General features: G+C 65.1%; 19 protein-coding genes. 6 read left to right on the top strand and 13 right to left on the bottom strand.

What is annotated here, in order from left to right:
* Positions 1-9 precede the first annotated feature (9 nt).
* On the bottom strand, positions 10-630 hold the full coding sequence (locus IVB12_RS31665) for a TetR/AcrR family transcriptional regulator (RefSeq protein WP_247305250.1): 621 nt from the start codon (positions 628-630) through the stop codon (positions 10-12).
* Between the two features lie 51 nt (positions 631-681).
* On the opposite strand from IVB12_RS31665, the gene IVB12_RS31660 reads away from it, so the two are divergent.
* Entirely contained in the window at positions 682-948 is a 267-nt protein-coding gene (locus IVB12_RS31660; RefSeq protein ID WP_247305248.1) for a hypothetical protein, read from the top strand.
* A 357-nt stretch (positions 949-1,305) separates the two neighbouring features.
* A complete protein-coding gene (locus tag IVB12_RS31655) occupies positions 1,306-4,710 on the top strand; it encodes an acyl-[ACP]--phospholipid O-acyltransferase (protein WP_247305246.1) in 3,405 nt (1,134 codons plus the stop codon).
* Positions 4,711-4,731: 21 nt separating this feature from the next.
* On the opposite strand, the gene tcuB is transcribed toward IVB12_RS31655, so the two are convergent.
* Both tcuB and tcuA read right to left on the bottom strand, forming a co-directional pair.
* Positions 4,732-5,838: a tricarballylate utilization 4Fe-4S protein TcuB gene (gene tcuB, locus IVB12_RS31650; protein WP_247305244.1), complete on the bottom strand. Its 1,107-nt coding sequence runs from the start codon at positions 5,836-5,838 to the stop codon at positions 4,732-4,734.
* Positions 5,825-7,216 carry an FAD-dependent tricarballylate dehydrogenase TcuA gene (gene tcuA / locus IVB12_RS31645; protein ID WP_247305242.1) on the bottom strand — a complete coding sequence of 464 codons (1,392 nt, stop codon included), beginning with the start codon at positions 7,214-7,216 and terminating at the stop codon, positions 5,825-5,827. Before tcuA ends, tcuB begins: the two co-directional genes overlap by 14 nt.
* Before the next feature lie 157 nt (positions 7,217-7,373).
* On the opposite strand from tcuA, the gene IVB12_RS31640 reads away from it, so the two are divergent.
* Positions 7,374-8,057, top strand: coding sequence for a GntR family transcriptional regulator (locus IVB12_RS31640; protein ID WP_247305240.1), 684 nt, complete (start codon positions 7,374-7,376; stop codon positions 8,055-8,057).
* Between the two features lie 12 nt (positions 8,058-8,069).
* Here IVB12_RS31640 and ybaK read toward each other — a convergent pair whose 3' ends face one another.
* The 7 genes from ybaK to mobB form a co-directional block, all read right to left on the bottom strand.
* Positions 8,070-8,543, bottom strand: coding sequence for a Cys-tRNA(Pro) deacylase (gene ybaK / locus IVB12_RS31635; RefSeq protein ID WP_247305239.1), 474 nt, complete (start codon positions 8,541-8,543; stop codon positions 8,070-8,072).
* A 127-nt stretch (positions 8,544-8,670) separates the two neighbouring features.
* Complete coding sequence (gene fdhF / locus IVB12_RS31630; protein ID WP_247305236.1) at positions 8,671-11,439, bottom strand: formate dehydrogenase subunit alpha; 2,769 nt, start codon at positions 11,437-11,439, stop codon at positions 8,671-8,673.
* The gene (locus IVB12_RS31625; protein WP_247305234.1) at positions 11,436-13,139 is read right to left on the bottom strand and encodes an NADH-ubiquinone oxidoreductase-F iron-sulfur binding region domain-containing protein; all 1,704 of its coding nucleotides are present in this window, start codon (positions 13,137-13,139) and stop codon (positions 11,436-11,438) included. The genes fdhF and IVB12_RS31625 overlap by 4 nt, the downstream gene beginning before the upstream one ends.
* Positions 13,140-13,290: 151 nt before the next feature.
* Positions 13,291-14,943 (bottom strand): OFA family MFS transporter, encoded by a 1,653-nt coding sequence (locus tag IVB12_RS31620; protein ID WP_247305227.1) that lies wholly within the window; start codon positions 14,941-14,943, stop codon positions 13,291-13,293.
* 314 nt (positions 14,944-15,257) lie between these two features.
* On the bottom strand, positions 15,258-15,521 hold the full coding sequence (locus tag IVB12_RS31615; protein ID WP_247280786.1) for a sulfurtransferase TusA family protein: 264 nt from the start codon (positions 15,519-15,521) through the stop codon (positions 15,258-15,260).
* 46 nt (positions 15,522-15,567) lie between these two features.
* Positions 15,568-16,824: a gephyrin-like molybdotransferase Glp gene (gene glp, locus IVB12_RS31610; protein WP_247305224.1), complete on the bottom strand. Its 1,257-nt coding sequence runs from the start codon at positions 16,822-16,824 to the stop codon at positions 15,568-15,570.
* A gap of 9 nt (positions 16,825-16,833) precedes the next feature.
* Positions 16,834-17,361, bottom strand: a complete 528-nt coding sequence (gene mobB / locus IVB12_RS31605) for a molybdopterin-guanine dinucleotide biosynthesis protein B (RefSeq protein WP_247305222.1) — start codon at positions 17,359-17,361, stop codon at positions 16,834-16,836.
* A 102-nt stretch (positions 17,362-17,463) separates the two neighbouring features.
* Here mobB and fdhD point away from each other — a divergent pair, with 102 nt between their 5' ends.
* Entirely contained in the window at positions 17,464-18,354 is an 891-nt protein-coding gene (gene fdhD / locus IVB12_RS31600; RefSeq protein ID WP_247305641.1) for a formate dehydrogenase accessory sulfurtransferase FdhD, read from the top strand.
* Entirely contained in the window at positions 18,299-18,991 is a 693-nt protein-coding gene (mobA, locus tag IVB12_RS31595) for a molybdenum cofactor guanylyltransferase MobA (RefSeq protein ID WP_247305217.1), read from the top strand. The genes fdhD and mobA overlap by 56 nt, the downstream gene beginning before the upstream one ends.
* 32 nt (positions 18,992-19,023) lie before the next feature.
* Here the strand turns inward: mobA and IVB12_RS31590 are convergent, their stop codons facing one another.
* The 3 genes from IVB12_RS31590 to IVB12_RS31580 are packed head-to-tail and all read right to left on the bottom strand — an operon-like array spanning position 19,024 to position 22,981.
* A complete protein-coding gene (locus tag IVB12_RS31590; protein WP_247305213.1) occupies positions 19,024-20,973 on the bottom strand; it encodes a molybdopterin biosynthesis protein in 1,950 nt (649 codons plus the stop codon).
* Positions 20,974-20,986: 13 nt separating this feature from the next.
* The gene (locus IVB12_RS31585) at positions 20,987-22,093 is read right to left on the bottom strand and encodes a molybdopterin-binding protein (RefSeq protein ID WP_247305210.1); all 1,107 of its coding nucleotides are present in this window, start codon (positions 22,091-22,093) and stop codon (positions 20,987-20,989) included.
* A gap of 54 nt (positions 22,094-22,147) precedes the next feature.
* Positions 22,148-22,981, bottom strand: coding sequence for a substrate-binding domain-containing protein (locus IVB12_RS31580; RefSeq protein WP_247305207.1), 834 nt, complete (start codon positions 22,979-22,981; stop codon positions 22,148-22,150).
* Between the two features lie 370 nt (positions 22,982-23,351).
* Between IVB12_RS31580 and IVB12_RS31575 the strand changes: the two genes are divergently transcribed.
* Positions 23,352-24,581: an ABC transporter substrate-binding protein gene (locus tag IVB12_RS31575; RefSeq protein WP_247305203.1), complete on the top strand. Its 1,230-nt coding sequence runs from the start codon at positions 23,352-23,354 to the stop codon at positions 24,579-24,581.
* Positions 24,582-24,626 lie beyond the last annotated feature (45 nt).

Here is a 24,626-nt window from a genome sequence, read left to right as displayed (position 1 = left end):
CCCGCGCCGTCACCGCCGCGGCAAGATTCCTAGGCCGGCGAGATGGGCGTCGAGGAACTGCTCGATCTGCTGACGCAGCATCTGCGGCGGCACGGCCACCATCCGCTCCTCGAGGCCGAGCGAGATGATTCCATGCACGGCCGAAAACAACGTACGCGACAAGAGCGCGATCTCCACGTCATTCGCGTCCGGCAATAGCCGCACCAAGGGTGGATGCATCAGTGCGAAGGCGTCCATGACCATCTGAAGGATGTCGTCCGGATAAGGGCGATCGTCCTCCATCCGATGCTCGAACAACGAGCGCAGCAAATTGGCGTGCTCAGCAAAGAAGTCGAGATAGGTCGCGGCGAGGCCATAGAGCTGACGAACGGGATCCTCGGCAGGAACTCCGCGGAGCCGCGTCGTGAGCGCCTGAACCGTCTCCCGATTGACGGTCAGGATCACCCCATCGAAGTCGCCGAACTCGTTATAGACGCTGCCGACCGAGCAACCGGCGGTCTCCGCGACATCGCGAACCTTCAATGATCTCAGCCCCTTAGCTGAAATGATGCTGCGGGCAATCTCCACGATCTGGAGCCGGCGCCGACTTTTTTTCTGCTCGCGCAGCGATTCTTCTTGAACATTGTTCATTTTCAAGCTACTCATTTTGAACATTGTTCAAATAACCCGGAGACCTGCAAAATGCAAACCCTCGCTGTTGATATCGCCGCCACCTTCGTCAATGACGCCGCAGCTCTCGTGACCGGCTTTGGCCGCGCCCTGCTGCGGTTCGCCATGACCCCGATCGATCGCGTCGCAAATGCCTGCGACATCGCCGGCGTGCTTACTGAGCGGCGCGCGACCTTCCGGATGTGGCGCGCCAACCGTGCCCGTGCGCGTCTCGAGGGCCGCCGGTTCAGCCTGCTCGGCCGCCTCTCGCCCTTTCGCCACCTTTCCCATCTCACCTGAGACAGGCACAGCCGGCACGTTCCGATCGGCTCGAATGCAAGATCCGGTTGCAACGAAGGACTCACCATCTCCGGACATTGACGGTCGATCTGGCGGACTTCGGCGATGCGGTTCAGCTTTTCCTCAGAACCGGCGCGATACTCGGCAAGCGCGGCCATCTCGCCCGAACTGCGGTCGCGCTCAGATATTTGCGAACCTAACGAGACCACTTGGAGACCAACAGGATCGGAAGGATCGAGGCGACAAGGCAGGCCGGCAACCGTCGTCACCCTGCAATCGTTCATCCCATACCCTTCCGGTCATGACGCTTCACCGACAACGTAAATCTCAGGCGGCCTTTCTAAAACAGGACTAGTCATGATCAGGGAATTGATGTCGTCACGCCGCTTCGCGCCGCTGTTCTGGGCGCAATTCTTCTCGGCGCTCAATGACAACGTGCTCAAGAACGCGCTCGTCATCATCCTGCTTTACAGTGCCGCGACCGGCCACGGCGATGCCCTGGTGACGATCGCAGGCGCCGTCTTCATCTTCCCCTATTTCATCCTGTCCGGGCTCGGTGGCCAGCTCGCCGACAAATACGTCAAATCCGTCGTCGCAAGGCGGCTCAAATTCGCCGAGATCTTCGCCGCGTGCTTTGCGGCCGCCGGCTTCTTCCTGCACTCAGTGCCACTGCTGTTCGCAGCGCTCGCGCTGTTCGGCATCATCGCCGCCATGTTCGGCCCGGTGAAGTATGCCATGTTGCCGGACCAGCTCGAGCTCGGCGAGCTCGCGACCGGCAACGCACTGGTCGAAGGCGCAACCTTCATGGCGATCCTGCTCGGCACCGTCGCCGGCGGCCAGTTCGTGGCCGGCTCCGCGCATATGGGCTGGGTCGCATCGGCCGTGGTCGTGCTGGCCCTGTTGTCCTGGGCCTTCGCCTCCCGCATTCCGGCGACCACGCCGTCTGCGCCCGATCTGCCCGTCACCGCCAATCCGTGGACCTCGACGCTCAGCCTGCTTAGGAGCCTGCACGCAGACCATCGGCTGTGGGACGGCACCGTGATCGTCTCCTGGTTCTGGCTCGTCGGCGCCATCGTGCTGTCGCTGCTGCCGGCGCTGGTCAAGGACGTCGTGGGCGGCACCGAGGGCGTGGTGACGCTGTGTCTTGCGATCTTCGCGATCGGCATCGCCGTCGGCTCGCTGTTCGCCGCCAGCCTCAGCCACGTTCGCCCGAACCTCGCTCTCGTGCCGATCGGCGCCATCATCATGGGATGTTCTGGCCTCGATCTCGCCTGGGCCATCGGCGTGACCACCAGGGGTCAGGACATCACCGCGGCCGGTTTCGCAACCTCGTTCGCGGGCTTGCGCATGATGATCGACTTCGTCGCCTTTGCATTCGGCGGTGGCTTGTTTGTCGTTCCCTCATTTGCGGCTGTTCAGGCCTGGTCGGCGCCGTCCGAGCGCGCCCGCATCATCGCCGCCGGCAACGTGCTGCAGGCGGCCTTCATGGTGGTCGGCTCGCTGTTCGTCGCGCTGCTGCAGGCGGCCGGCTTCCATGTCGGCTGGATCTTCTTCGGCCTCGGAGTCGCGAGCTTCGGCGCGGTGTGGTTCGTGCTGACCAAGTGGGGCAAGGAAGGCGTGCGCGACTTCGGCGGACTGCTGTTCCGCGCGCTGTTCCGCACCGAAATTCGCGGGCTCGAAAACCTGCCGCCATCAGGCACGCGCATGCTGATCGCGCCCAACCATGTCAGCCTGATCGACGGTCCGCTGCTGCACGCCGTGCTGCCGATCGACGCCAGTTTCGCGGTGGATACCGGCATCTCGAAGGCCTGGTGGGCCAAGCCGTTCCTGCGCGTGGTCAAGCACTACACCATGGATCCGACCAAGCCACTGGCTGCACGCGACCTGATCAAGCTCGTCGCCGCCGGTGAGCCGGTCGTGATCTTCCCGGAAGGACGCATCACCGTCTCGGGCTCGCTGATGAAGGTCTATGACGGCACCGCGATGATCGCCGACAAGGCCGACGCGGTGGTCGTGCCCGTCCGCATCGAGGGCGCGCAACGCTCGCATCTTAGCTATCTCAATAGCAGCCAGATCAAGCGCTCCTGGTTTCCGCGGGTGACGGTCACCATCCTGCCGCCGGTCAAGCTTCCAGTCGACCCGTCGCTGAAGGGCAAGGCGCGCCGCAACGCCGCCCGCAGCGCGCTCCAGGACGTGATGATAGATGCTCTCGTGAAGAACGCTATGCTCGATCAGACGCTGTTCGAGGCGCTCGGACACGCCTATCGCGACCGCGACACCGGCAAGGTCATCGTCGAAGACGCGCTCGGCACCAAGCTGACCTATCGCAAGCTGATTCTTGGCGCGCAGGTCTTGAGCCGCAAGCTCGAGGCAGGCACCGCCGCCGGCGAGAATGTCGGCGTGCTGCTGCCGAACTCGGCGGGCGTCGCCGTTGTCTTCATGGCGCTGCAAAGCATCGGCCGGGTGCCTGCCATGCTCAACTTCTCCGCCGGCCCCGTCAATGTGCTCGCCGCCATGAAGGCGGCGCAGGTCAAGACCGTGCTGACCTCGAAAGCCTTCATCGATAAGGGCAAGCTCGACAAGCTGATGGCGGCGATCTCCGCAGAGGCGCGAATCGTCTATCTCGAGGATGTCCGCGCCTCGATTGGCGTGACCGACAAGATCAAGGGCCTGCTCGCAAGCACCGCGCCGCGCGTCAGTCGCCAGGCCAACGATCCGGCCGTGGTGCTGTTCACGTCGGGCTCGGAAGGAACGCCCAAGGGCGTGGTGCTGTCCCATCGCAACATCCTCGCCAACGCGGCGCAGGCGCTGGCGCGGGTCGACGCCAACGCCAACGACAAGGTGTTCAACGTGCTGCCGGTGTTCCACTCGTTCGGGTTAACTGGTGGAATGATGATGCCGTTGCTGGCGGGCATTCCGATCTACATGTACCCCTCGCCGCTGCATTACCGGATCGTGCCCGAGCTGATCTACCAGACCGGCGCCACCATCCTGTTCGGCACCGACACGTTCCTCACCGGCTATGCACGCTCGGCGCACGCCTACGACTTCCGCACCCTGCGCCTCGTGATCGCCGGCGCCGAAGCGGTCAAGGACCGGACGCGTCAGGTGTTCATGGAACGCTACGGCATCCGCATCCTCGAAGGCTATGGCGTCACCGAGACTGCGCCGGTGCTGGCGATGAACACGCCGATGGCCAACCGTCCGGGCACCGTCGGCCGCCTGTCGCCGCTGATGGAAAGCCGGCTCGATCCGGTCCCCGGCATCGAGGACGGCGGTCGCCTCTCGGTGCGCGGACCGAACGTGATGCTCGGATATTTGCGGGCTGAAAATCCCGGCGTGCTCGAGCCGCTGGCAGACGGCTGGCACGACACCGGCGACATCGTGTCGATCGACGCGGCCGGCTTCATCACCATCAAAGGCCGCGCCAAGCGCTTTGCCAAGATCGCGGGCGAAATGGTCTCGCTCTCGGCGGTCGAGAGCATCGCGACGACGCTGTGGCCACAGGCCGCATCGGTCGCCGTCTCGATCCCGGACCAGCGCAAAGGCGAGCGCATCGTGCTGCTGACGACGGAGAAGAACGCCGAGCGCAGCGCGATGCAGGCCCAGGCCAAGGCGATCGGAGCGTCCGAGCTGACCGTTCCCGCGGCGATCATGGTGGTCGACAAGGTGCCGCTGCTCGGCACCGGCAAGACCGACTATGTCACGGCAACAACAATGGCCCGCGAGCAAGCGTCGGCACCGGAGCGCGAGGTGGCGTGACGACCGATCGGGACAAGCCTCTCAAACGCTGGCTTCGCTACGCCGCTCCTGCGCGTAACGCACCAGCGCCGCGAAGCGATAGATGCCGTGCACGAACTTGCCATAGGGCATGGTGATGAACAGCGCGAACACCGCGCCGAGATGCAGCGCCAGCAGCGGCCCCATCGCAGAGGTCTCGCGCAGGAGCAGAAGAGCCATTCCTGTGATGCCAGTCAGGAACAGCATGGCGATGAAGCCCACGTCCATGCCGTAGCGGCTCTCGTCGAGCAACGCTGGATCGCGGCGCATCTTGGCGGCGAAGAGCCCGATCGGTCCAATGATCAGGCCGATGCCGCCGAGCGTGCCGAGCACGACAGGCAGGTCCCACCACGGATAAGGCGCCTCCCAGCCGAGCCCATAATGATACAGCGTGGCGACCGACGTCGCGGCAAAGCACAGCAGGAAGCCGTAGAAGGTCAGGTGGTGATAGAGCTTGCGCCGGTCGGTCGGCCTGTCGTCTTCGTTGTAGCAGCCGATGCCGCCGCCATGGAGGTAGCGCAGCTCGCCGGCATCGCGGATTGCTTGAAAAATCGAACCGCCGTCGGCGCGGCCGGCAATCGGCGGACCGATGTCACGCCAGAAGGCGCGCACGCTCAACACGAGAGCGAGGATCGCATAAAGGAAGGCAGCGCTGAACAGCGCGGCCATGGCGTTGTGCGGCATCAGCCTGTAGAAGGCGCCAGGACCGCTGTGCACGCCGAACAGCACGCTGCGGTCGTTCCAGATGGCGAAGCCGAGGATGAAGGCGGCCATGCTGAGCGCGGCGATGATGCTGATGACCAGACCGTTGCGGGCAAATGTGCCTGATAGCGCCTGCGGCCAGGCATAGGCTGCGTAGGACTCGGCGCGCGCAATTGCCAGCGTCTTCGGAACGTTGACGTTGAATTCGTGCGGCGGCGAAAATTGGCAGTCGACATAGCAGGCGCCGCAGCCATGGCAGAGATTGGCGAGATAGTTGAGATCGCCGTCGGAGAAGGCGCGCCGCATCTCCATGGCCGGAAACACCGCGCACAGACCCTCGCAATAGCGGCAGGAATTGCAGACCGTCATCAGACGGTCGGCTTCGTCCAAAATCCTAGTTCCGTGCATGTTTCGCCGCTTCCCGTCCTGCGATCCGCCCGAACACGCTGCCGATGGTCATGCCCATGCCCGCGGCATAACCCTTGCCGAGCACGTTGCCGGCCATGATCTCGCCGGCCGCGAACATGTTAGCCGACGGCCTGCCGTCAGCCATCAGCATGCGCGCCTCCTTGTTCACGCGCGTGCCGAGATAGGTGAAGGTGATGCCGGGCCGCACCGGATAGGCCAGATAAGGCGGCGTCTCGATCCTCCGCGCCCAATGGGTTTTCTGCGGCGTGATGCCTTCGGTGCGGCAATCATCGAGGATGGTGTGATCGAAGGTGCCGGGCTGCACGGCGGCGTTGAATTCGGTGATCGTCTTCTCCAGCGCGGCCGGATCGAGATCTAACTTGCCGGCGAGCTCGGTCACCGTCTGCCCGGCGATCGGCGGAAACAGCGTCGGCATGAAGCTGGTGACCACGGTCGAGTCGAAGATGATGTAGGCGATCTGGTCGGGCTGCGCCGCGACCAGCCGGCCCCAGATCGCGTAGCGCTTCGGCCAGATGTCCTCGCCTTCATCGTAAAAGCGTTGCGCATGCTTGTTGACGACGATGCCGAACACGACGGAGTCATGGCGGGTGATGATGCCGCCGTCGAATTTCGGCGCACGGGCGTCGATCGCGACCGCATGGCACTGTGTGGGATCGCCGACCTCCTGCACACCCTTATCGAGCAGCATCTTCAGGATCGAGCCGCGGTTATAGGGCGTGCCCCGGATCAGGAAATTGTCGGCGGCCTCGCCCCAATATTGCTTCAGCCATTCGATGTTGGCCTCGAACCCGCCGGCCGCCGCCACCAGCGAGGGCGCGCAGATCTCGGTCTCGCCGTTGATCGGCCGCTTGAGGCGGGCGGCGAGGAACATGCCATCCTCGATCACCAGGTCGATGACTTCGGCGTCGTACTCGACCTCGACGCCGAGCTGCTCGGCGGTGAGATAGAGCGCATTCAGCATCGCTCGCCCGCCGCCGAGGAAGAACGAGTTGGTGCGGCCGAGGCTCAGCGTGCCGCCGAGGGAGGGCTGCCAGCGCACGCCCTGCTCGACGATCCAGTTCAGAATGTCCTTGGACTCCCGGATCATGTGACGGGCCAGCACCTCGTCGGTCTGCCCGCCGGTGACGCGCAGCAGGTCCTCCCAGAACTCCTCCTCAGTGTAGGGGCCGGTCAGGATTTCGGTCGCGGCATCATGGGCGCAGCGCATGTTGCGGGTGTGACGGGTGTTGCCGCCGCGATAGAATTTCGGCGCCCCCTCGAGCACCAGCACCGACGCCCCATTGCGGCGCGCGGCGATAGCTGCGCACAGAGCGGCATTGCCGCCGCCGATCACCAGCACATCGTATTTGCTGCCCATACCGTCTGCCCGATGGCACGCGAGACTAGAGACAATCCGCCGTCAGCGGCCATGTCCAAGCATGACCATTGTTGCGTAGTTTTGTATACAAAGATATACATAGGCGGCGCAAGCGGCATCTCTGCCTGGGCAGGATGCGTCGCGCCGCGAGGACGACATGGCCAGACGCCCGGCAAAAACAGGCGGAACGATCGCGCGCGGCGGTGGCGTCGCCCTGGGCGAAGCGGTGTTCCGCTCGCTCTGCGAAGCACTGCAGGCCGGCAGCTACCGTGCCGGCGACCGGCTGCGCGAGGAGGAGGTTGCGCAGCGGCTCAAGGTCAGCCGCACCCCGGTTCGCGAAGCCCTGGGACGCCTCGCGGCACGCGGCTTCGTCGAGCCGGCCGGCGGCCGCGGGCTGATCGTGCGCAACCTCGACATCTCCGAGGTGCTCGAGCTCTACGCCATGCGCGAGATCATGGAAGGCGCCGCTGCGCGCCTGGCCGCCGAGCACGCCTCGCCCCCGGAGATCGAGGCGCTCAGGGATATCGAGCAGGCTTTTGTCGAGACCTCCGCGAGCCACACTGCCGAGCTGGCGCGGCTCAACCGGGCCTTCCACGAGGCGATCTGCCGCGCCGCGCGCAACCGCTACCTCGACAGCGCTTCGCGCGAGTTGCAGGATTGGATCGCCCTGCTCGGACTGACCACCTTCACCGTGACAGGCCGCCCCAAGACAAGCCACGGCGAGCACCAAGCCATCATCGGCGCTATCGCTGCCCGCGACGGCGACAAGGCCGAGCAGCTCGCGCGCGCCCATATCCGCGAGGCCCTACGCTGCCGGCTCAAGCTGCTGCAGAAGCAATAGGCGCGAGGCGCCTCAGGCAATCACGTCCGCGACGATCGCCTTCAGAACGTCGCGCACATCAGCCGGCCTGAGCCGCACCTGCAAGCCGCGCTGGCCGCCGTTGAGATAAACCTGGTCATGCGCGAGCGCGCTCTGCTCGAGCACAGTGCGCACCGCCTTCCGCTGCCCGAACGGACTGATACCACCAACCTTGAAGCCGGTAAGGCGCTCGGCCTCTGGCGGCTTCATCATCTGCGCCGACTTGTCGCCGACGGCCGCGGCGAGCTTCTTCATCGAAACTTCCTGATCGGAGGGAACGATGACGCAGACCGGCTTGCCGTCCACCAGCGCCATCAGCGTCTTCAACACGCGCGCCGGGTCTTCACCGAGCGCGGAGGCGGCCTGGAGCCCGATGCTCGCGGCGTCGGGATCGTAGTCGTAAGTGTGGAGGGTGAAGGCAACTCCGGCGGCCGTGAGTGCGCGGGTGGCTGGGGTGACTTTGGACATGAGTCACAAGTACCACCGTCATCGCGAGGAGCGAAGCGACTAAGCAATCCAGAATTCTACCGCGGAGATAGCCTGGATTGCTTCGCTTCGCTCGCAATGACGGACGCGCCACACCTACGGTGTCGTCCTACTCCGCAGCGTCGCGCATTTCCACGCGTTCGGCCCTGGCCGCGCAGAACTTGAATTCCGGGATCTTGCCGAACGGATCGAGCGCCGGGTTGGTCAACAGGTTCGCCGCCGCCTCTGCGTAGCAGAACGGCATGAACACCATGTTCTCCGGCACGTCGCGGTCGGAGCGCACTTTGACCTCGACGGCGCCGCGGCGGGTCTCCAGGCGAATGAAGTCGCCCGGCGCGAGCCTCTTCTTGCGCATGTCCTTCGGCGACATGAACGCGACCGCCTCGGGCTCGATCTGGTCGAGCACCTGCGCGCGACGCGTCATCGAGCCGGTGTGCCAGTGCTCGAGCACGCGGCCGGTCGACAGTACCATCGGATATTCGGCGTCGGGCAGCTCGTCCGGCGGAATGACCTTGGCGGGCACGATCTTGCCGCGGCCGCTCGCGGTCGGGAAGCCCGTGGTGAAGATGATCTCGTTGCCGGGTTTGTCGGGAGCGTCGGCCGGATAGGTGACTGCGCCTTCGCGCACCAGCCGTTCCCAGGTGATGTTCTTCAGCGACGGCATCAACTCCGCCATTTCGGTGTAGACGTCGCCGGGGCCGGAATAATTCCACGGCAGCCCCATGCGCTTGCCGATCTCCTGGATGATCCAGAGATCCTGCCGCGCATCGCCGGGCGGCTTGATCACCTGGCGCGCGAGCTGCACGCGGCGGTCGGTGTTGGTGAAGGAGCCGTCCTTCTCGGCGAAGGCCGAGGCCGGCAGGATCACGTCGGCGTGGAACGCGGTCTCGGTAACGAAGAGATCCTGCACCACGAGATGATCGAGCATGGCAAGCGCGTGGCGTGCGTGCTGGAGGTCGGGATCGGACATCGCGGGGTTCTCGCCCTCGATGTACATGCCCTTGATCTCGCCGGCATGGATGGCGTTCATGATCTCGACCACGGTCAGGCCGCGGACGGGGTCGAGATCCTGTTGCCACAGCTTCTCGAAAGCGCCGCGCATGTCGTCGCGTCCGACCGGCTGGTAGTCCGGCAGGAACATCGGGATCAGGCCGGCATCGGAGGCGCCCTGCACGTTGTTCTGGCCGCGCAGCGGATGCAGGCCGGTCCCGGGACGGGCGACCTGGCCGGTGATCAGCGCCAGCGCAATCAGGCAGCGCGCATTGTCGGTGCCATGGACGTGCTGGCTGATGCCCATGCCCCAGAAGATGATCGACGATTTTGCGCGCGCATAGGTCCGCGCGACCTCGCGCAAGGTCTGCGCCGGGACGCCGCAGATCGGCTCCATCTTCTCCGGCGTGAACTCCTTGATCTTCTCCTTGAGCTCTTCAAAGCCTTCGGTATAGCCGGCGATGTATTGGTCGTCGGTCAAGCCTTCGGTGATGATCGTGTTGATCATCGCATTCAGCATGGCGACGTCGGAGCCCGGCTTGAACTGCAAATGCTTGGTCGCATGACGCGACAGCGACTGCCGGCGCGGATCCATCACGAACAGTTTTGCACCGTTCTGCTTGACCGCGTTCTTGATGAAGGTCGCCGCGACCGGATGGTTCACGGTGGGATTTGCGCCGATCACGACGATGACCTCGGCATCCATGGCGGCGGAGAACGGCGCCGACACCGCGCCCGAGCTCAGGCCTTCGAACAGCGCTGCCACGGACGAGGCATGACACAGACGGGTGCAGTGATCGACGTTGTTCGAACCGAAGCCGGTACGCACCAGCTTCTGGAACAGATAGGCCTCTTCGTTCGAACCCTTGGCCGAGCCGAAGCCCGCCAGCGCCTTCACGCCCTTCTCATCGCGGATCTTGACCAGACCCTTGGCCGCGATGTCGAGCGCTTCTTCCCAGCTCGCTTCGCGGAAATGGGTGAAGGGATTGGCCGGGTCGACCTGGTCGTTGGCATCCTTCTTCGCATTCGGCAGCCGCACCAGCGGCTTGGTCAGGCGGTGCGGATGGTGGATGTAGTCGAAGCCGAAGCGGCCCTTGACGCAGAGACGATTGTGATTGGCGGGGCCGTCGCGGCCCTCCGCGTAGATCACCTTCTCGTCCTTGACCTCGTAGGTCACCTGGCAGCCGACGCCGCAGAACGGGCAGAGCGAATCCACCTTCCTGTCGGCATAGGTGACGCGCGTTTGCTTGTCGTCGAGCATCACGGCCGGCATCAACGCGCCGGTCGGGCAGGCCTGCACGCATTCTCCGCAGGCGACGCAGGTCGACTCCCCCATGGGATCGTCGAAGTCGAACACGATCTTGGCGCCGGCATTGCGGTACGCCATGCCGATGACGTCGTTGACCTGGACTTCGCGGCAGGCACGCACGCACAGGCCGCACTGGATGCAGGCGTCGAGATTGACGCGCATCGCCGGATGGCTCGCGTCGGTCGCCCAGCGCTCGGCAGCGGGGAAGCGGCTCTCGGTGACACCCGTCGTCTCGGCCCAATGCCAGAACTTGGAATCCGGATCGTGCGAGGTCTCACGCGCCGGCTGGTCGGCGACGAGCAGCTCCATCACCATTTTTTGCGCAGCGACGGCGCGCGCGCTTTCGGTCTTCACCTTCATGCCGACCGACGGCGTGCGCTTGCAGGACGCCGCGAGCACGCGCTCGCCCTCGATCTCGACCATGCAGGCACGGCAATTGCCGTCCGGACGGTAGTCCGGCGCGGGCGAATAACAGAGGTGCGGGATCTCGCGGCCCTGGCGCTGGGCCACCTGCCAGATCGTCTCGCCGGGTTTGGCCTCGACCTGCTTGCCGTCGAGCTCGAACGTAATCTTGGTCATTCGGCCGCTTCCTTGAACTCGTCAGGGAAATATTTGATTACCGAGGACAGCGGATTCGATGCCGCCTGTCCAAGCCCGCAGATCGAGGCGTCGCGCATCGCCTGGCTCAATTCTTCCAGCAGGGCGCGGTTCCAGACCGGCTTCTGCATCAGCAGCGCCGCTTTCTGGGTTCCGACGCGGCACGGCGTGCACTGACCGCAGCTCTCGTCCTCGAAGAACTTCATCAGGTTCAGCGCCGCTGCGCGCACGCTGTCCTTGTGCGACAGGATCACGATCGCGGCGGAGCCGATGAAGCAGCCGTACTTCTCCAGCGTGCCGAAATCGAGCGGGATGTCGTCCATCGACGCCGGCAGGATGCCGCCGGACGCGCCGCCCGGGAGGTACGCGTAGAATTGATGGCCGTCGGCCATGCCGCCGCAATATTGATCGATCAGCTCGCGCACCGTGATTCCCGCGGGCGCGAGCTTCATGCCGGGATTCTTGACGCGGCCCGAGACCGAGAAGCTGCGCAGGCCATGGCGCTCATGGCGGCCATTGCCCTTCCACCAGTCGGCGCCCTTCTCGACGATGTCGCGCACCCACCACAGCGTCTCGATGTTGTTGATTAGCGTCGGCAGGCCGAACAGGCCGACCTGGAAGGGGTAAGGTGGCTTGTGCCTGGGCAGGCCGCGCTTGCCCTCGATGCTCTCCAGCAGCGAGGATTCCTCGCCGCAGATATAGGCACCGGCGCCGCGGCGCATATGCAGCGTCGGACCGCCCGGCGGGAGCTTGGCGATCTCGCACTCCAGGATCTCGCGTGAGGCCGGATATTCGTCGCGCAGATAGATGTAGACGTCGGAGGCTTGCACCACATGCGCGCCGATCAGCATGCCCTCGATGAAACGATGCGGATCGGTTTCGAGATAGTAGCGGTCCTTGAACGTGCCGGGCTCGCCCTCGTCGCCGTTGATCGCCATCAAGCGCGGGCCGGGTTCGCCCAGCACCGCGCGCCATTTGCGCCCGGTCGGGAAGCCTGCGCCGCCGAGACCGCGGAGCGAAGCGTCGTCGAGCGCCTTCAGCAGATCGTCCTTCGGCAATTCGCCGGAGCGGAGGCGATTGAGCAGCTTGTATCCGCCGCCGGCAATATAGGCGTCGTAATCGACATATTTCGGCAGATGCGCGTGAGTGTCGCCGGCCTTCGCGGCGGCCATGACATTGGCGACGGTCGCGTGGTCGACGAAGTTGTGGCCGACCTCAGCGGCAGGCGCGGTATCGCAACGGCCGACGCAGGGCGCGCGTACCACGCGAATGCCGGGACCCGATGCGCTCTGCAAATCTTGCAGCAGCTTCTCGCCGCCGAGCATCGCGCAGGTCAGCGAATCGCAGACGCGGATCGTTAGTGGGGCGATGTCAGGCTCACCTTCCTTCACTACGTCGAAATGCGCGTAAAAGGTCGCGGTCTCGAACACCTCGGCAAAGGCGAGCTTCATCTCGTCGGCGAGCGCGGCGAGGTGCGCGGCCGAAATCTGGTGGTACTTGTCTTGGATCAGGTGCAGATATTCGATCAGCAGGTCGCGCCGCCGCGGCCTGTCGCCGAGCAGCTGCTCGATCTCGTGCGCGGCGGTGGGGTCGACCTGTCGTCCCTTGGGGGTCGCGTTGGCTCGCTTCCGGCCACCGCCCGGATGTTCGAACGAGCGGACCTGTTGCACGTCGTGGCTCATCGCTGCGTCTCGTAGCCCTTCTTTGGAATATATCCAATCCTAGTCTCTGGCATACCAGATGCCAAGAGAATTCTTGCGCTCAAATAAGCATTTAAGGGCATGCGGCCAATAAGGCCGCATGCCCCTGTACGCCACGAGGAGGTTTGCGCGATCAGAGGATCTTAACCGCGCTCTCGAGCGTCTTGTAGACACCCCACGCCAGCGGAACGCAGACGAAGAGCCAGAACAGTGCTGCCTTGACATCGAGGCCGCCGGTGCCGATTCCGAACGAGCCAGTCTGCACGGTGCCGGCGCCCGCATTCGCCGCCTGCAACTTGGCGACGTCGGCCTCGCTCATGTACCATTTCGGATCGACCGGCTTGACCAGGTAGTTGCAGATGATGCCGGCGATCAGCATCGCACAAAGAATGTACATAGTGGTGTTGTAGAGCTGGTCGCGCGGAACGCCCGCCGCGAGTTGGAACTCGCGAATGTAGTTCACCACGACCGGGCCGATGATGCCTGCGGTCGACCATGCCGTCAGGAGCCGGCCGTGAATGGCGCCGACGAACTGGGTGCCGAACATGTCGGCGAGATAGGCCGGCACGGTCGCGAATCCGCCGCCATACATCGACAGGATGATGCCGAAGCCGAGCACGAAGAGCAGCTTCGAGCCCATGGCCGCAAAGGTCGGCGCCAGCGCGTAGAGAACGATGCCGAGAATAAAGAACGTGTAGTAGGTGTTCTTGCGGCCGATCGTGTCCGACAGCGTTGCCCAGAAGAAGCGGCCGCCGATGTTGAACAGCGATAGCAGGCCGGCGAAGCCCGCCGCAATTCCAGCGATAACCGTCTTCTGCTCGACCGAGAGCTGACCGAAGGTAAGCTCCGGATGTCCGATCAGCTTGCCGGCAAAGATTTCCTGGAGCATCGGAGAAGCCATTCCGATCACGCCGATGCCAGCCGACACGTTCAGACACAGCACCCACCAGATCAGCCAGAACTGCGGCGTCTTGTGCGCGTTGTTGAGATGGACGTGATGCTCGGAGATCATCGTCTTCTTCTCGCTCGGCGGCGTCCACCCTTCAGGCTTCCAGCCAGCCGGCGTCACGCGATAAGCGAAAGCGCCGATGGTCATGAAGACGAAATAGACGACGGCCATGACGACGAAGGCCTGCCATACACCGACATCGATCGAGGTCTTGAAATAGTTGATCAGGAGGTTGGCAAATGGCGCGCCGATCATGGCGCCGCCACCGAAGCCCATGATTGCCATGCCGGTCGCCATGCCGCGGCGGTCGGGAAACCATTTGATCAGCGTCGACACCGGCGAGATGTAACCGAGACCAAGACCTATGCCGCCGATCACGCCGGAGCCCAGCCACATGATCCAGAGCTGATGGGTATAGATGCCGATCGCGCCAAGCAGCAGGCCACCGCACCAGCATAGCGCAGCAACGAAGCCTGCCTTGCGCGGACCGACCCGCTCAAGCCAGCCGCCCCAAACAGCGGCGGCAACGCCGAGCACGACGAAGAACAGGGTGAACATCCATCCCAGGCTCGCGACCTTCCAGTCGCAGGTGGTGGTGAAGAGCTCTTGCCATAGCGACATATCCGGACAGGCTTTCGGCGCCGTGATGCCGATGGCTCGGGAAAGCGGCAGCCAGAATACTGAGAAGCCATAGGCCATGCCGATGCAGAGATGGATGCACAGCGCCGCCGGCGGCACCAGCCAGCGATTGAATCCGGCGGTCGCGATGGTCCGCTCGCGATCAAGAATCCCCGCGCCACGGCCCGAAATGGTCCCGGCGCTCTCAACACTAGCCATGCATTCCTCCCCTGAGGCCGCCCTTCTGAGCAGCCTGCCCTAAGATCCTGATCCCCAGTCCAGCGACGCAGCCAAATGTCCCTGCTGCTCCGCTCAATGATTCGACGCGCGTCAGGATCGTCACGCGCATCCGAAATGCTAACCCCTCGGGCGGGATGCTATGCCCTATACGACATACAGGCATTGTGAGCGCGGCCCGTCGATCAGCGTATCGCAGACAAGACTCAACCTCCGCGCCTGAACGGAGAAAGCCAATTGCAGCAGCCATGAACGATGTCGATAGACAAATGGTCGGTATCAGCGCGGTAACGTTCTCAAGAACGCGACGCACCATTAGCGCTCTCTATCGAACGATTTGATTTTTCTATCAAGAACACGATGCGCGCGTCGTTGCGCTCGGTGATCTCCACCGTGTCGCCGGTCTCGCGGATCAGGTTCGGAATGTCAATCACCGACAAGGGATCGGTGCAGTGAACCTCGAGCTGATCGCCGGGCTGCAACGGCTTCAGGGCTTTTCGGGTCTTCAGGGCGGGCAACGGACATTTTAACCCGGTGAGGTCGAGCGTCGTTCTGGTCATGGGCGCACCATGGCGGGGCCGATCGATGGCGTCAACGCAAGGACCGCTAGAGCAGATCGGCATAGAACAAGAAGCCTACGTCCTGTCCAGGTTCGACCTGCGTGATGTCTTCGCCAAGCTCAACGAGGCCACTGGTCTCCACCAGTGAGGACAATAGCCCGGCTCCCTCGCGCGGGAACTTGATGACCTCCAGCGTGCCATCCCTTCCGCGCCGCAAGGAGGCGCGAACATATTCGCGCCTGCCTTCTTTCTTCCTGTAGGTGAACGCAGCACGCACAGGGATCGGCAAGTGCGGCTCCGGCAGGGAACCGGCCAGCGCCAGCACCGTCGGCCGCACCACATGCACGAAGGTGACAAAGCTCGCAACGGGATTGCCGGGCAATCCGATCAGCGGCGTGCCGTCGATGATGCCCATCGCCACCGGTCGGCCGGGCTTGATCGCCATCCGCCACAGCACCAGCGAGCCGACGCTCTCGACCGCCGCCTTGACGTGATCCTCCTCGCCGGTCGAAACGCCGCCAATGGTGAGGATCAGGTCATGATCGCCTGCGACCTGCTTCAGGCCATGAGCAAGCGAGGTACGCTCGTCCCGCAAGATGCCGAGATCGCTGACCTCGCAGCCGAGCCGGCGCAGCATCGCCATCAGCATGAAGCGGTTGGAATCGAACAGTTGCGAGGCCGCGCGCGGCTCGCCGGGCGAGGCCAGCTCGTCACCGGTCGAGAAAACTGCGACGCGGATGCGCCTGACGACGTCGAGGCTGGTCAGGCCCAACGCTGCCGCAAGGGCGACATGCTGCGGCCGCAAGCGCTGCCCGGCGCGCAGCGCGACGTACCCTTCGGGAATGTCTTCGCCCGCAGGGCGGACATTGGCACCCGGCTTCAACCCGGGCGGCAGCACCACCTTGCCGGACTTATCGACGCGGACATCTTCCTGCATGAAGACGGTTTCGGCGCCCAGTGGCATCGGCGCGCCCGTGAAGATACGCGCGGTGTGGCCGGGCTTGATCGGCGCCTGTGCAAGACCGCCGGCCTGGATACGGCCGTCGAGCGGCAATGCTTGCTCGGCGCTTTGCGGAAGATCGGCGTTGCGCACAGCGTAACCATCGACGGCGGAATTGGTGAAGGGCGGCAGCGGCAAAGGCGCTGCGATGTCGCGCGCCAGTACGCGTCCGTCCGCGTCGACGAGCGCGACCGTTTCGAGATCGGCGATCGCATTGACGCGCGTGGTGATCAGGCCAACGGCCTCATCCACCGACATCATCGGGCCGCCGAAAGCAAAGCAATCGTCCGATAGTTGCGCCATGGTGCCTCGTCAGCGCATCGCGGCGCTTTTCGCCACCGCTTCGTCGACCGGCATCGCCGCGCGCAGCAACAAAGCCGCGGCGGCCGGAATATCGTCGAGATGGACAGTCGGCAGGCGGGTGTCAACCGCGACGTCGGCCACAATCCCGGCAATGCCGGGATCGTCTGGGAACAGCAGTGGCTTGCCATTGGCGCCGCGATGCACCTCGATCTTGCGATGTGGCTCCCGCTTGAAGCCCTCGACCACGACGAGATCGACCGCGGATAGCTTGCTCAACAGCTCCGGCAGTCGCGGCTCCGCGGCGCCGCGCAGCTCGTGCATCAGAGCCCAACGATTCGCCGAAGCAACCAGCACCTCGGCCGCGCCGGCCTCGCGATGGCGCCAGGAATCCTTGCCGGGCACGTCGACATCGAACTGGTGATGCGCATGCTTGATCACGGAAACGCGCAGGCCCTCCGCGTTGAAATGCGGGATCAGCCGCGTCAACAGCGTGGTCTTGCCCGCCCCGCTCCAGCCTGCAAGCCCGATGACTTTCATAACCGCCCGATCTCCGCCAACGGCTCACGAGCCGATGGAACCTCCGGCCTTTCCGCCATGCTTATATCGGCTTGATCCGAATGTCATGCTAACCTCGTGGCCATGATGAAGATCGACAAGACCCCGGTGCCCCTGATCGTCCCTGATACGGACGACCCGCGCCTGACCCAGAGCGTGACCGGGACTGACCAGACCGGCGCCAAGGTCGAGATCAAGGTGCCGATGGAGCGGCCACTGACGCTCTACCTGAATTCGCAGGAGATCGTCACCATGATGACGATCGGCGACTATCCGGAATATCTGGCACTCGGCTACCTGCTGAACCAGAACATGCTGAAATACAATGACGAGGTCACTGAGGTCGAGTACGACGACGACCTGCAGGTGGTCGTGGTGCGCACCTCACACCACACCAATTTCGAGGCCAAGCTGAAGAAGCGCACGCAGACCTCGGGCTGCGCGCAGGGCACAGCCTTCGGCGACCTGCTGGAAGCGGTCGAGAGCGTCGCACTGCCGAAGGCAGAGCTGCGCACCTCCTGGCTGTACCAGATGACCCAGACCATCAACACCATGCCCTCGCTCTATCTAGAGGCCGGCGCGATCCATGGCTGCGTGCTGTGCAAGGAGGGCACCCCGCTCTGCTACACCGAGGACGTCGGCCGCCACAATGCGGTCGACAAGATCGCGGGTTGGATGTACCGCCACGGCGTCGATGCCTCCGACAAGATCCTCTACACCACGGGACGCCTCACTTCGGAGATGGTGATCAAGACCGTGCGGATGGGGATTCCGATCCTGGTGTCGCGCTCCGGCTTCACCGCCTGGGGCGTCGATCTCGCAAGACAGGTCGGGCTGACGCTGGTCGGGCGCACGCGCGGAAAACGCTTCATCGCACTCGCGGGCGAGGACCGCATCGTCTACGACCAGAATCTCGCTTATGTCGAGGAGGAATCGGCCAAGCACAAGCGCAAGGGTGAAGGTGGTGACGACTAGGATTCTGCCGGCGAGTGTTCCGCCGACTGTTGGCGTGCTGCTCGCCGGCGGTCTCGCCCGGCGCATGGGCGGGGGTGACAAGCCAATGCGCAGCATCGGCGGCCGCACCATCCTGGAGCGTGTGATCGCGCGCCTTGCACCCCAATGCAGCGGGATGATCCTCAATGCCAACGGCGATCCCGCGCGCTTCGCCGCGTTCGGCTTGCAGGTGGTCGCCGATGGCGTGCCCGGCTTTCCCGGCCCCCTGACCGGCATCCTCGCGGCGCTCGACTGGACCGCGGCGAACCGGCCGAACATCGAGTGGGTGCTCAGCGCCGCGGGCGACTGCCCGTTCCTGCCGCGCGATCTGGTCACCCGCCTGCATGAGGCGCGGGCGCGCGAGAACGCGCAGCTCGCGGTCGCGGCATCAGGCGATCAGTCGCATCCTGTGATCGGTCTGTGGCGCGTGGACCTGCGTGAGGAGCTACGCCACGCGCTCGTGATCGAGGACCTCCGCAAGATCGACCGCTGGACCGCGCGCTATCTGCTGGCGACGGTGAGATGGCCGACCGAGCCGCTCGACCCGTTCTTCAATGCCAATACTGTCGAGGACATCGCCGAGGCCGAGCGGCTGGCGGCGCTGGATGAGACGTCCTAGCGCGCTTACGACGTGGCCGCATGCGGGGCCGTTCACGCAGGCCGAAATCCCGCGCGCTCCAGCGCCGCCCGCGCCTCATGCGAGCCGAGCGCATCGAGAAAGGCCTGCACTGCGGGCCGGTCTTTGCGCGCCGTCACCAGCGCGAAATCATAATGCTCCTCCGCGAGCGGAATGAAATCGAGGCCGCCCGCATGGGCGACCGGCGCAATGGTCATGCCCCAGTCGGCGCGGTGCTGGGCGACGGCGGCGGCCACTGCATTGTGCGAGCGGGGCTGGTTCCAATAGCCCTCCGGGCGGGCGCCCCCGAGCAGCCGATCGATCAGGATGCGCGTGCCGGCGCCCTGATTGCGGTTGACCATGATGCAGGTGGGATCAGAGATCGCAGCCGCGACCGCCTCCTTCGCACTGAGGTCTTCGAAACGCTTGTCGCCTTTGCGGAAGACGATGCCCTGCATCCGCCGCCAGCCCGGAACGAGCTCAAGCCCCTCGACGAGATAGGGCGAGTTGTAGGTCTCGCTTCTGTCGTCGAACAGATGGATCGGCGCGAGATCGCATTCCCCGCGCCGCGCCGCCGCGAGCCCGCCGAGGCTGCCGACGGCGATCGAGCGAACGGCAAGGCCGGCATGCGCGAGCTGTACCGTCACGAGATCGAGGCCGGTGCAATGGCTGCCGACGATGACGAGATCCGGCACGCGCACATGCGGCGTGAACAGGGTTACCTCGGCTTCAGTCCCGGCCGGCATCTGGTCGGCGAGCGCGTCGATGCGCAAAAAGCCGTCGGCCTGCGCGAATGACGTGATCGCACCAGATCCCTTGCCGGAGGGATAGGCGATCAGGCCGCCGCGGCCCTCGACCAGCGAGACCATGACGAATTCGGTGCGGCCGAGCTCCGAGGCGATGCGGACCGGCACGGTCGCGCTGACCTTGGCATCGGAGCGCGGCGGCAGCCCCGCCATCCTGCGCAGCACCGGCACGATCATGTCGTGGAAGGTGAACATCGCCGAGGTCGGAAAGCCCGGCAGGATCACCACTGGCTTGCCGTCGCACACCGCAAGGCACAGCGGCTTGCCGGGCTTGAGCGCCACGCCATGCGCGATGATTCCGGGCTGGCCGAGCCGGCCGATGATGCGATGGGACAGGTCGCCCGCGCCTTTCGACGTGCCGCCCGACAGCACCAGCATGTCGGCATCCGCCAGCGCGCGGCGCATGGCCGCTTCGAGCTTGGCTTCATCGTCGGGAATGGCGCCGAGGAAGACCGCCTCGCCGCCATTCTCGTCGATCGCAGCAGTGACGATCGCACCGTTGGTGTCGTAGATCTCGGCGGGCGCGAGCAGCTCTCCGGGCTGCACCAATTCGTCGCCGGTGGAGATGACGGCCACAAGAGGCTTGCGCGCGACATTCACCTCGGCGATGCCGCAAGCGGCCAGCATGCCGATCTCGCGCGAACCGATGATCGTCCCCGCACGCAGCAGCGCTTCGCCGCGCGCGATGTCGGATCCGGCATAGGAGACGAATTGCCCGGGCGACGTGGCGCGACGGACCTCGATCGCGTCCGATCCTGCCGGCTGGGTGTGCTCGACCATGACGACAGCGTCGGCGCCGCGCGGCAGCGGACCGCCGGTGGCGATCGCCGTTGCGGACCCAGCCGCCACTTGCAGCGTCGGGGCGGTGCCGCAGTGGATGGCTTCATCATTGAGCGCGAGACGAACGGGTGCACCTTCCCCTGCCGCAACGACATCGGCGGAGCGGACGGCAAAGCCGTCGACATTGGAGCGGTCGAACGGCGGAACGTCGATCGGTGCCGTGACGTCTTCGGCGAGCGCCGCACCGAGTGCATCGGCGAGCTTGCACGCTGCACTCGGAATCGACCGCGGGAACAGCGCCGCCTCGAAACTTGCCAGCGCTTCTTCGCGCGACAGGATCTTGAGGAACTGCTCCTGTTCGAGCGCGCTGCGCTCTTGCGATCGCGGAATCATCGGCATGCCGGAACCCATATCATTCCCGCATCAGATAGGCACCGACCGGCGTGCCCGCCGCAAATCCCTCGTGGCTGGCGGGGACGAGCAGCCATGCATCGGCGCGGACGATCGCCTGGAGCGGCCATTCGCCCACGGCAAGCAGCATCCACGCATGATGTTCCTCGACCAGCAGGGCCATTTCTGCGATGCCGACACCGGATGCAATCTTGCGTGCGAGCGGCAAGGTGAGCTGTCGGCGTGGCCGGCGCGCCGACAACTGATCGATGAGCGGCAGCGCGAGCGCGAGCCAGGCCGCGAGCGCATGATCGGGCGAGCCCGGCAAGGCGACAATCGGAACCTTTTCGAGCCGGCCGACCGCAGCGGTGCGTCCAGGCTGGAGCGCAAGGCCATGGGCAAGCACCTCGCCACGCTGGGCCAGCGCCGCGACAGCTGCATCCCCATGGCCGACGCCACTGCCGCCGACCGTCAGCAGCAGATCGCAGGAGGAAGCGTCGAGCGCCTCGGCAATCGATGCTTCATCACGCGCGCCGGCCTCACACGTCTTCACCTCCAGCCCCGACACGCGCGCGATGCCGGCGATCATCTGCGCCGTTGCCGTTGCGCCCGGCACGTTGACGATGCGCAGCCGCGGCCGCCGCACGCCGAGCTTCTCCAGATGCGCGACGCGCGCGATCAGCAGATCGGCCGCGCCGATCGGATAGCCCTCGGCGCCGGCGGGCGTGCGCGCGGCGACGTCGCTTCCCGCTCGCCTGACGCCCTGCCCCGGCACGGCCTCGGCCAGCACCTGCGCGAGCGGACCTGACAGCTCGACCGCCCCGGCGTCGAGCACGCAGTCGCATCCCTCCGGCATCGCCTCACCGGCATCGACCCATGCAGGAGCCATCGCCAGTGGCAGCGGCGAATACGCGGACGCACCGACGAGATCATTGGCGGAGAGCGCCCAACCGTCTGCGGCGGCAATGTCGCGCGGGGGATAGGCGGCAAGCAGCGGAGCGCCCACCGCGACGCAGCCGCTCGCTTCCGCCAGCGGCAACTCCATCGGCGCGACAGGATCGACGCCTCGCAGCAACGCGGCGAGCGCAGTGTCGAGCGGCGTGAGCGAGGACGGCAGGCGCTGAATCATGCGCCATGATGGACCATGCATCGCCCGGTTTGGCAACCGCCAGCGCTACGGACATTACCCGCCCGACCTGTCCGAATTGGGGAAGAACAGCTGCTGCCCGTCGATCTTGTAGCCGGCGATCGCGGTCTGCCCCTCCGGCGAGGTCAGCCAGTCGATGAAGGTCTGCGCGAGATCCTTCTTCACGTTCGGAAACTTGTTGGGGTTCACCAGCATCACGCCGTACTGATTGAGCAATCGCCTGTCGCCTTCGACGACGATATCGAGATCGCCGCGATCCCTGAACGAGATCCAGCTGCCGCGGTCCGACAGCACATAGGCGTTCGCGGCGCGCGCGGCCTCGAGCGCCGCCTTCATGCCCGGTCCGGCCTCGCGATACCAGGCGCCCTTGGCGCTGGCGATGTCGATGCCGGCGACGATCCAGAGCGCGAGCTCCGCGGCATGGGTGCCCGAGCGGTCACCGCGCGTCACGAACGGCGTCCCCTTGGCCTCGATCGCCTTCAGCGCGGTCGCGATGTCTTTGCCTTTGACGCCCGCGGGATCGCTCTTCGGCCCGATCAGCACATAATCGCTGTACATCACGTCGAGGCGCTTCACGCCAAAACCGTCGGCGACGAATTTCTCCTCCTGCGGTCGCGCATGCATCAGCACGACGTCGACCTCGCCCCTTCGCGCCCCGTCGAGCACTTCATCGGCGCGCCGCACGATCACCGTCACGTCGATGCCGGTCTTCGCACGGAAGATCGGCAGCAGATAATCGAGCAGGCCGGACTCCTGCGTCGCCGTGGTCGATGCGAGGACGATGCCGCGCTCCTCAGCGGATGACGCCGCAACGCCCGCGGCAAGGCCGCAGAGAAGCGTGAATGCAACGGACAGGCGGCGGACGGCCATGATCGTGTTCCCATTGGCTTTGACGGGATCATGATGATGACCGATTGCGCCGCACTCGTGACGCATCGGGGCTGCTTGCGCTCCGCGCCGGCCAGGCCGAGTGCGGCATCGCCCGCGCGCGGCGGCGGCGCGCTCGACCTCGCAATGCGGCAGCGCAGCTATTTGCATGCCGGCCCTGCTCCGGCCACTCGGCGAGAGGCGGCGGCGCCAGTGTGCCGAGGAGCCGACCGGCTACGACCCCCGCCGGCCGGTCGGATCCGCTTCGCCGCCTGACATTGACGCCCGCCCCCAAATAGTTGCAAAAGAAACCAATTCAGCCGGGCATACCCGGGCAACACCGGCCAACGAGCCGGATCAAGGGAGGAGAACCATGAATCCAATCAGGTTTGGACTGCCGGTCGCGGCCGCCTTCGTCGCGACGTTCTCGGCGGCGGCGCTGCTGCCGGATGCCGCAATGGCGCAGGTGTCCGACGACCTCGTCAAGATCGGCGTGCTCACCGACATGAACGGGCCGGCCTCGGCACCGACCGGCCAGGGCTCGGTGACGGCGGCGCAGATGGCGATCGACGATTTCGGCGGCACGGTGCTTGGCAAGCCGATCAGCGTCGTGATCGGCGACCACCAGCTCAAGGCCGACATCGGCGGCACGATCGCGCGGCGCTGGTACGACGTCGACCAGGTCGATCTGATCGTCGACGTGCCGGTCTCCGCGGTCGGGCTCGCGGTGCAGAACGTCGCCAACGAGAAGAAGCGGCTGTTCATCACCCACTCAACCGGCACCGCGGATTTCCACGGCAAGTTCTGCTCTCCTTATGCGATCCAATGGGTGTTCGACACCCGCGCCCTCGCGGTCGGCACCGCGGATGCGGTGGTCAAGCGCGGCGGCGACAGCTGGTTCTTCATTACCGACGACTACGCCTTCGGCCATTCGCTGGAGCGCGACGCTTCCGCCGTCGTCACCGCCAATGGCGGCAAGGTGCTGGGCTCGGTCCGGCCCCCGCTGGCGACGCCCGACCTCTCCTCCTTCGTGCTGCAGGCGCAGGCCTCCAAGGCCAAGATCATCGGCATTGCCGCCGGTCCCCCCAACAACATGAACGAGATCAAGACCGGCTCGGAGTTCGGCGTGTTCAAGGGCGGCCAGCAGATGGCGGCGCTGCTGGCGCTGATCACCGACATCCACGGCCTCGGCCTGCAGGCTGCGCAGGGCCTGCTCCTGACGACGTCGTTCTATTGGGACATGGACGACAAGACCCGCGAATGGTCGAAGCGGTATTTCGCCAAGATGAACAAGATGCCGTCGATGTGGCAGGCCGGGGTCTATTCCAGCGTGATGCACTATCTCAACGCCATCAAGGAAACCGGCACAGACGATCCGCTCAAGGTCGCCGCCAAAATGCGCGAGAAGCCGATCGAAGATTTCTTCGCCCGCAACGGCCGCTTGCGCGAGGACAATCTGATGGTGCACGACCTCTGGCTGGTGCAGGTAAAGACGCCGGAGGAGAGCAAATATCCGTGGGACTATTACAAGATCCTCACGACCATTTCCGGCGACAAGGCGTTCGGGCCGCCGGACCCGGCGTGCCCGCTCCTGAAGAAGTGAGATTGGCGAGTGGCGAATAGGGAGTAGCGAATGGACCAACTCCAT

The sequence above is a fragment of the Bradyrhizobium sp. 179 genome (genome assembly GCF_023073535.1).
GTDB lineage: Bacteria > Pseudomonadota > Alphaproteobacteria > Rhizobiales > Xanthobacteraceae > Bradyrhizobium.
Note: the sequence above shows the minus strand (reverse complement) of the source record. Positions and strands in the feature narration are given on the sequence as shown.

Bases quoted from the DNA above. Each gene is read 5' to 3' on its own strand.
- IVB12_RS31665 (WP_247305250.1), bottom strand. From the start codon at position 630: ATGAACAATGTTCAAGAAGAATCGCTGCGCGAGCAGAAAAAAAGTCGG.
- IVB12_RS31660 (WP_247305248.1), top strand. From the start codon at position 682: ATGCAAACCCTCGCTGTTGATATCGCCGCCACCTTCGTCAATGACGCC.
- IVB12_RS31655 (WP_247305246.1), top strand. From the start codon at position 1,306: ATGATCAGGGAATTGATGTCGTCACGCCGCTTCGCGCCGCTGTTCTGG.
- tcuB (WP_247305244.1), bottom strand. From the start codon at position 5,838: ATGCACGGAACTAGGATTTTGGACGAAGCCGACCGTCTGATGACGGTC.
- tcuA (WP_247305242.1), bottom strand. From the start codon at position 7,216: ATGGGCAGCAAATACGATGTGCTGGTGATCGGCGGCGGCAATGCCGCT.
- IVB12_RS31640 (WP_247305240.1), top strand. From the start codon at position 7,374: ATGGCCAGACGCCCGGCAAAAACAGGCGGAACGATCGCGCGCGGCGGT.
- ybaK (WP_247305239.1), bottom strand. From the start codon at position 8,543: ATGTCCAAAGTCACCCCAGCCACCCGCGCACTCACGGCCGCCGGAGTT.
- fdhF (WP_247305236.1), bottom strand. From the start codon at position 11,439: ATGACCAAGATTACGTTCGAGCTCGACGGCAAGCAGGTCGAGGCCAAA.
- IVB12_RS31625 (WP_247305234.1), bottom strand. From the start codon at position 13,139: ATGAGCCACGACGTGCAACAGGTCCGCTCGTTCGAACATCCGGGCGGT.
- IVB12_RS31620 (WP_247305227.1), bottom strand. From the start codon at position 14,943: ATGGCTAGTGTTGAGAGCGCCGGGACCATTTCGGGCCGTGGCGCGGGG.
- IVB12_RS31615 (WP_247280786.1), bottom strand. From the start codon at position 15,521: ATGACCAGAACGACGCTCGACCTCACCGGGTTAAAATGTCCGTTGCCC.
- glp (WP_247305224.1), bottom strand. From the start codon at position 16,824: ATGGCGCAACTATCGGACGATTGCTTTGCTTTCGGCGGCCCGATGATG.
- mobB (WP_247305222.1), bottom strand. From the start codon at position 17,361: ATGAAAGTCATCGGGCTTGCAGGCTGGAGCGGGGCGGGCAAGACCACG.
- fdhD (WP_247305641.1), top strand. From the start codon at position 17,464: ATGATGAAGATCGACAAGACCCCGGTGCCCCTGATCGTCCCTGATACG.
- mobA (WP_247305217.1), top strand. From the start codon at position 18,299: ATGTCGAGGAGGAATCGGCCAAGCACAAGCGCAAGGGTGAAGGTGGTG.
- IVB12_RS31590 (WP_247305213.1), bottom strand. From the start codon at position 20,973: ATGCCGATGATTCCGCGATCGCAAGAGCGCAGCGCGCTCGAACAGGAG.
- IVB12_RS31585 (WP_247305210.1), bottom strand. From the start codon at position 22,093: ATGATTCAGCGCCTGCCGTCCTCGCTCACGCCGCTCGACACTGCGCTC.
- IVB12_RS31580 (WP_247305207.1), bottom strand. From the start codon at position 22,981: ATGGCCGTCCGCCGCCTGTCCGTTGCATTCACGCTTCTCTGCGGCCTT.
- IVB12_RS31575 (WP_247305203.1), top strand. From the start codon at position 23,352: ATGAATCCAATCAGGTTTGGACTGCCGGTCGCGGCCGCCTTCGTCGCG.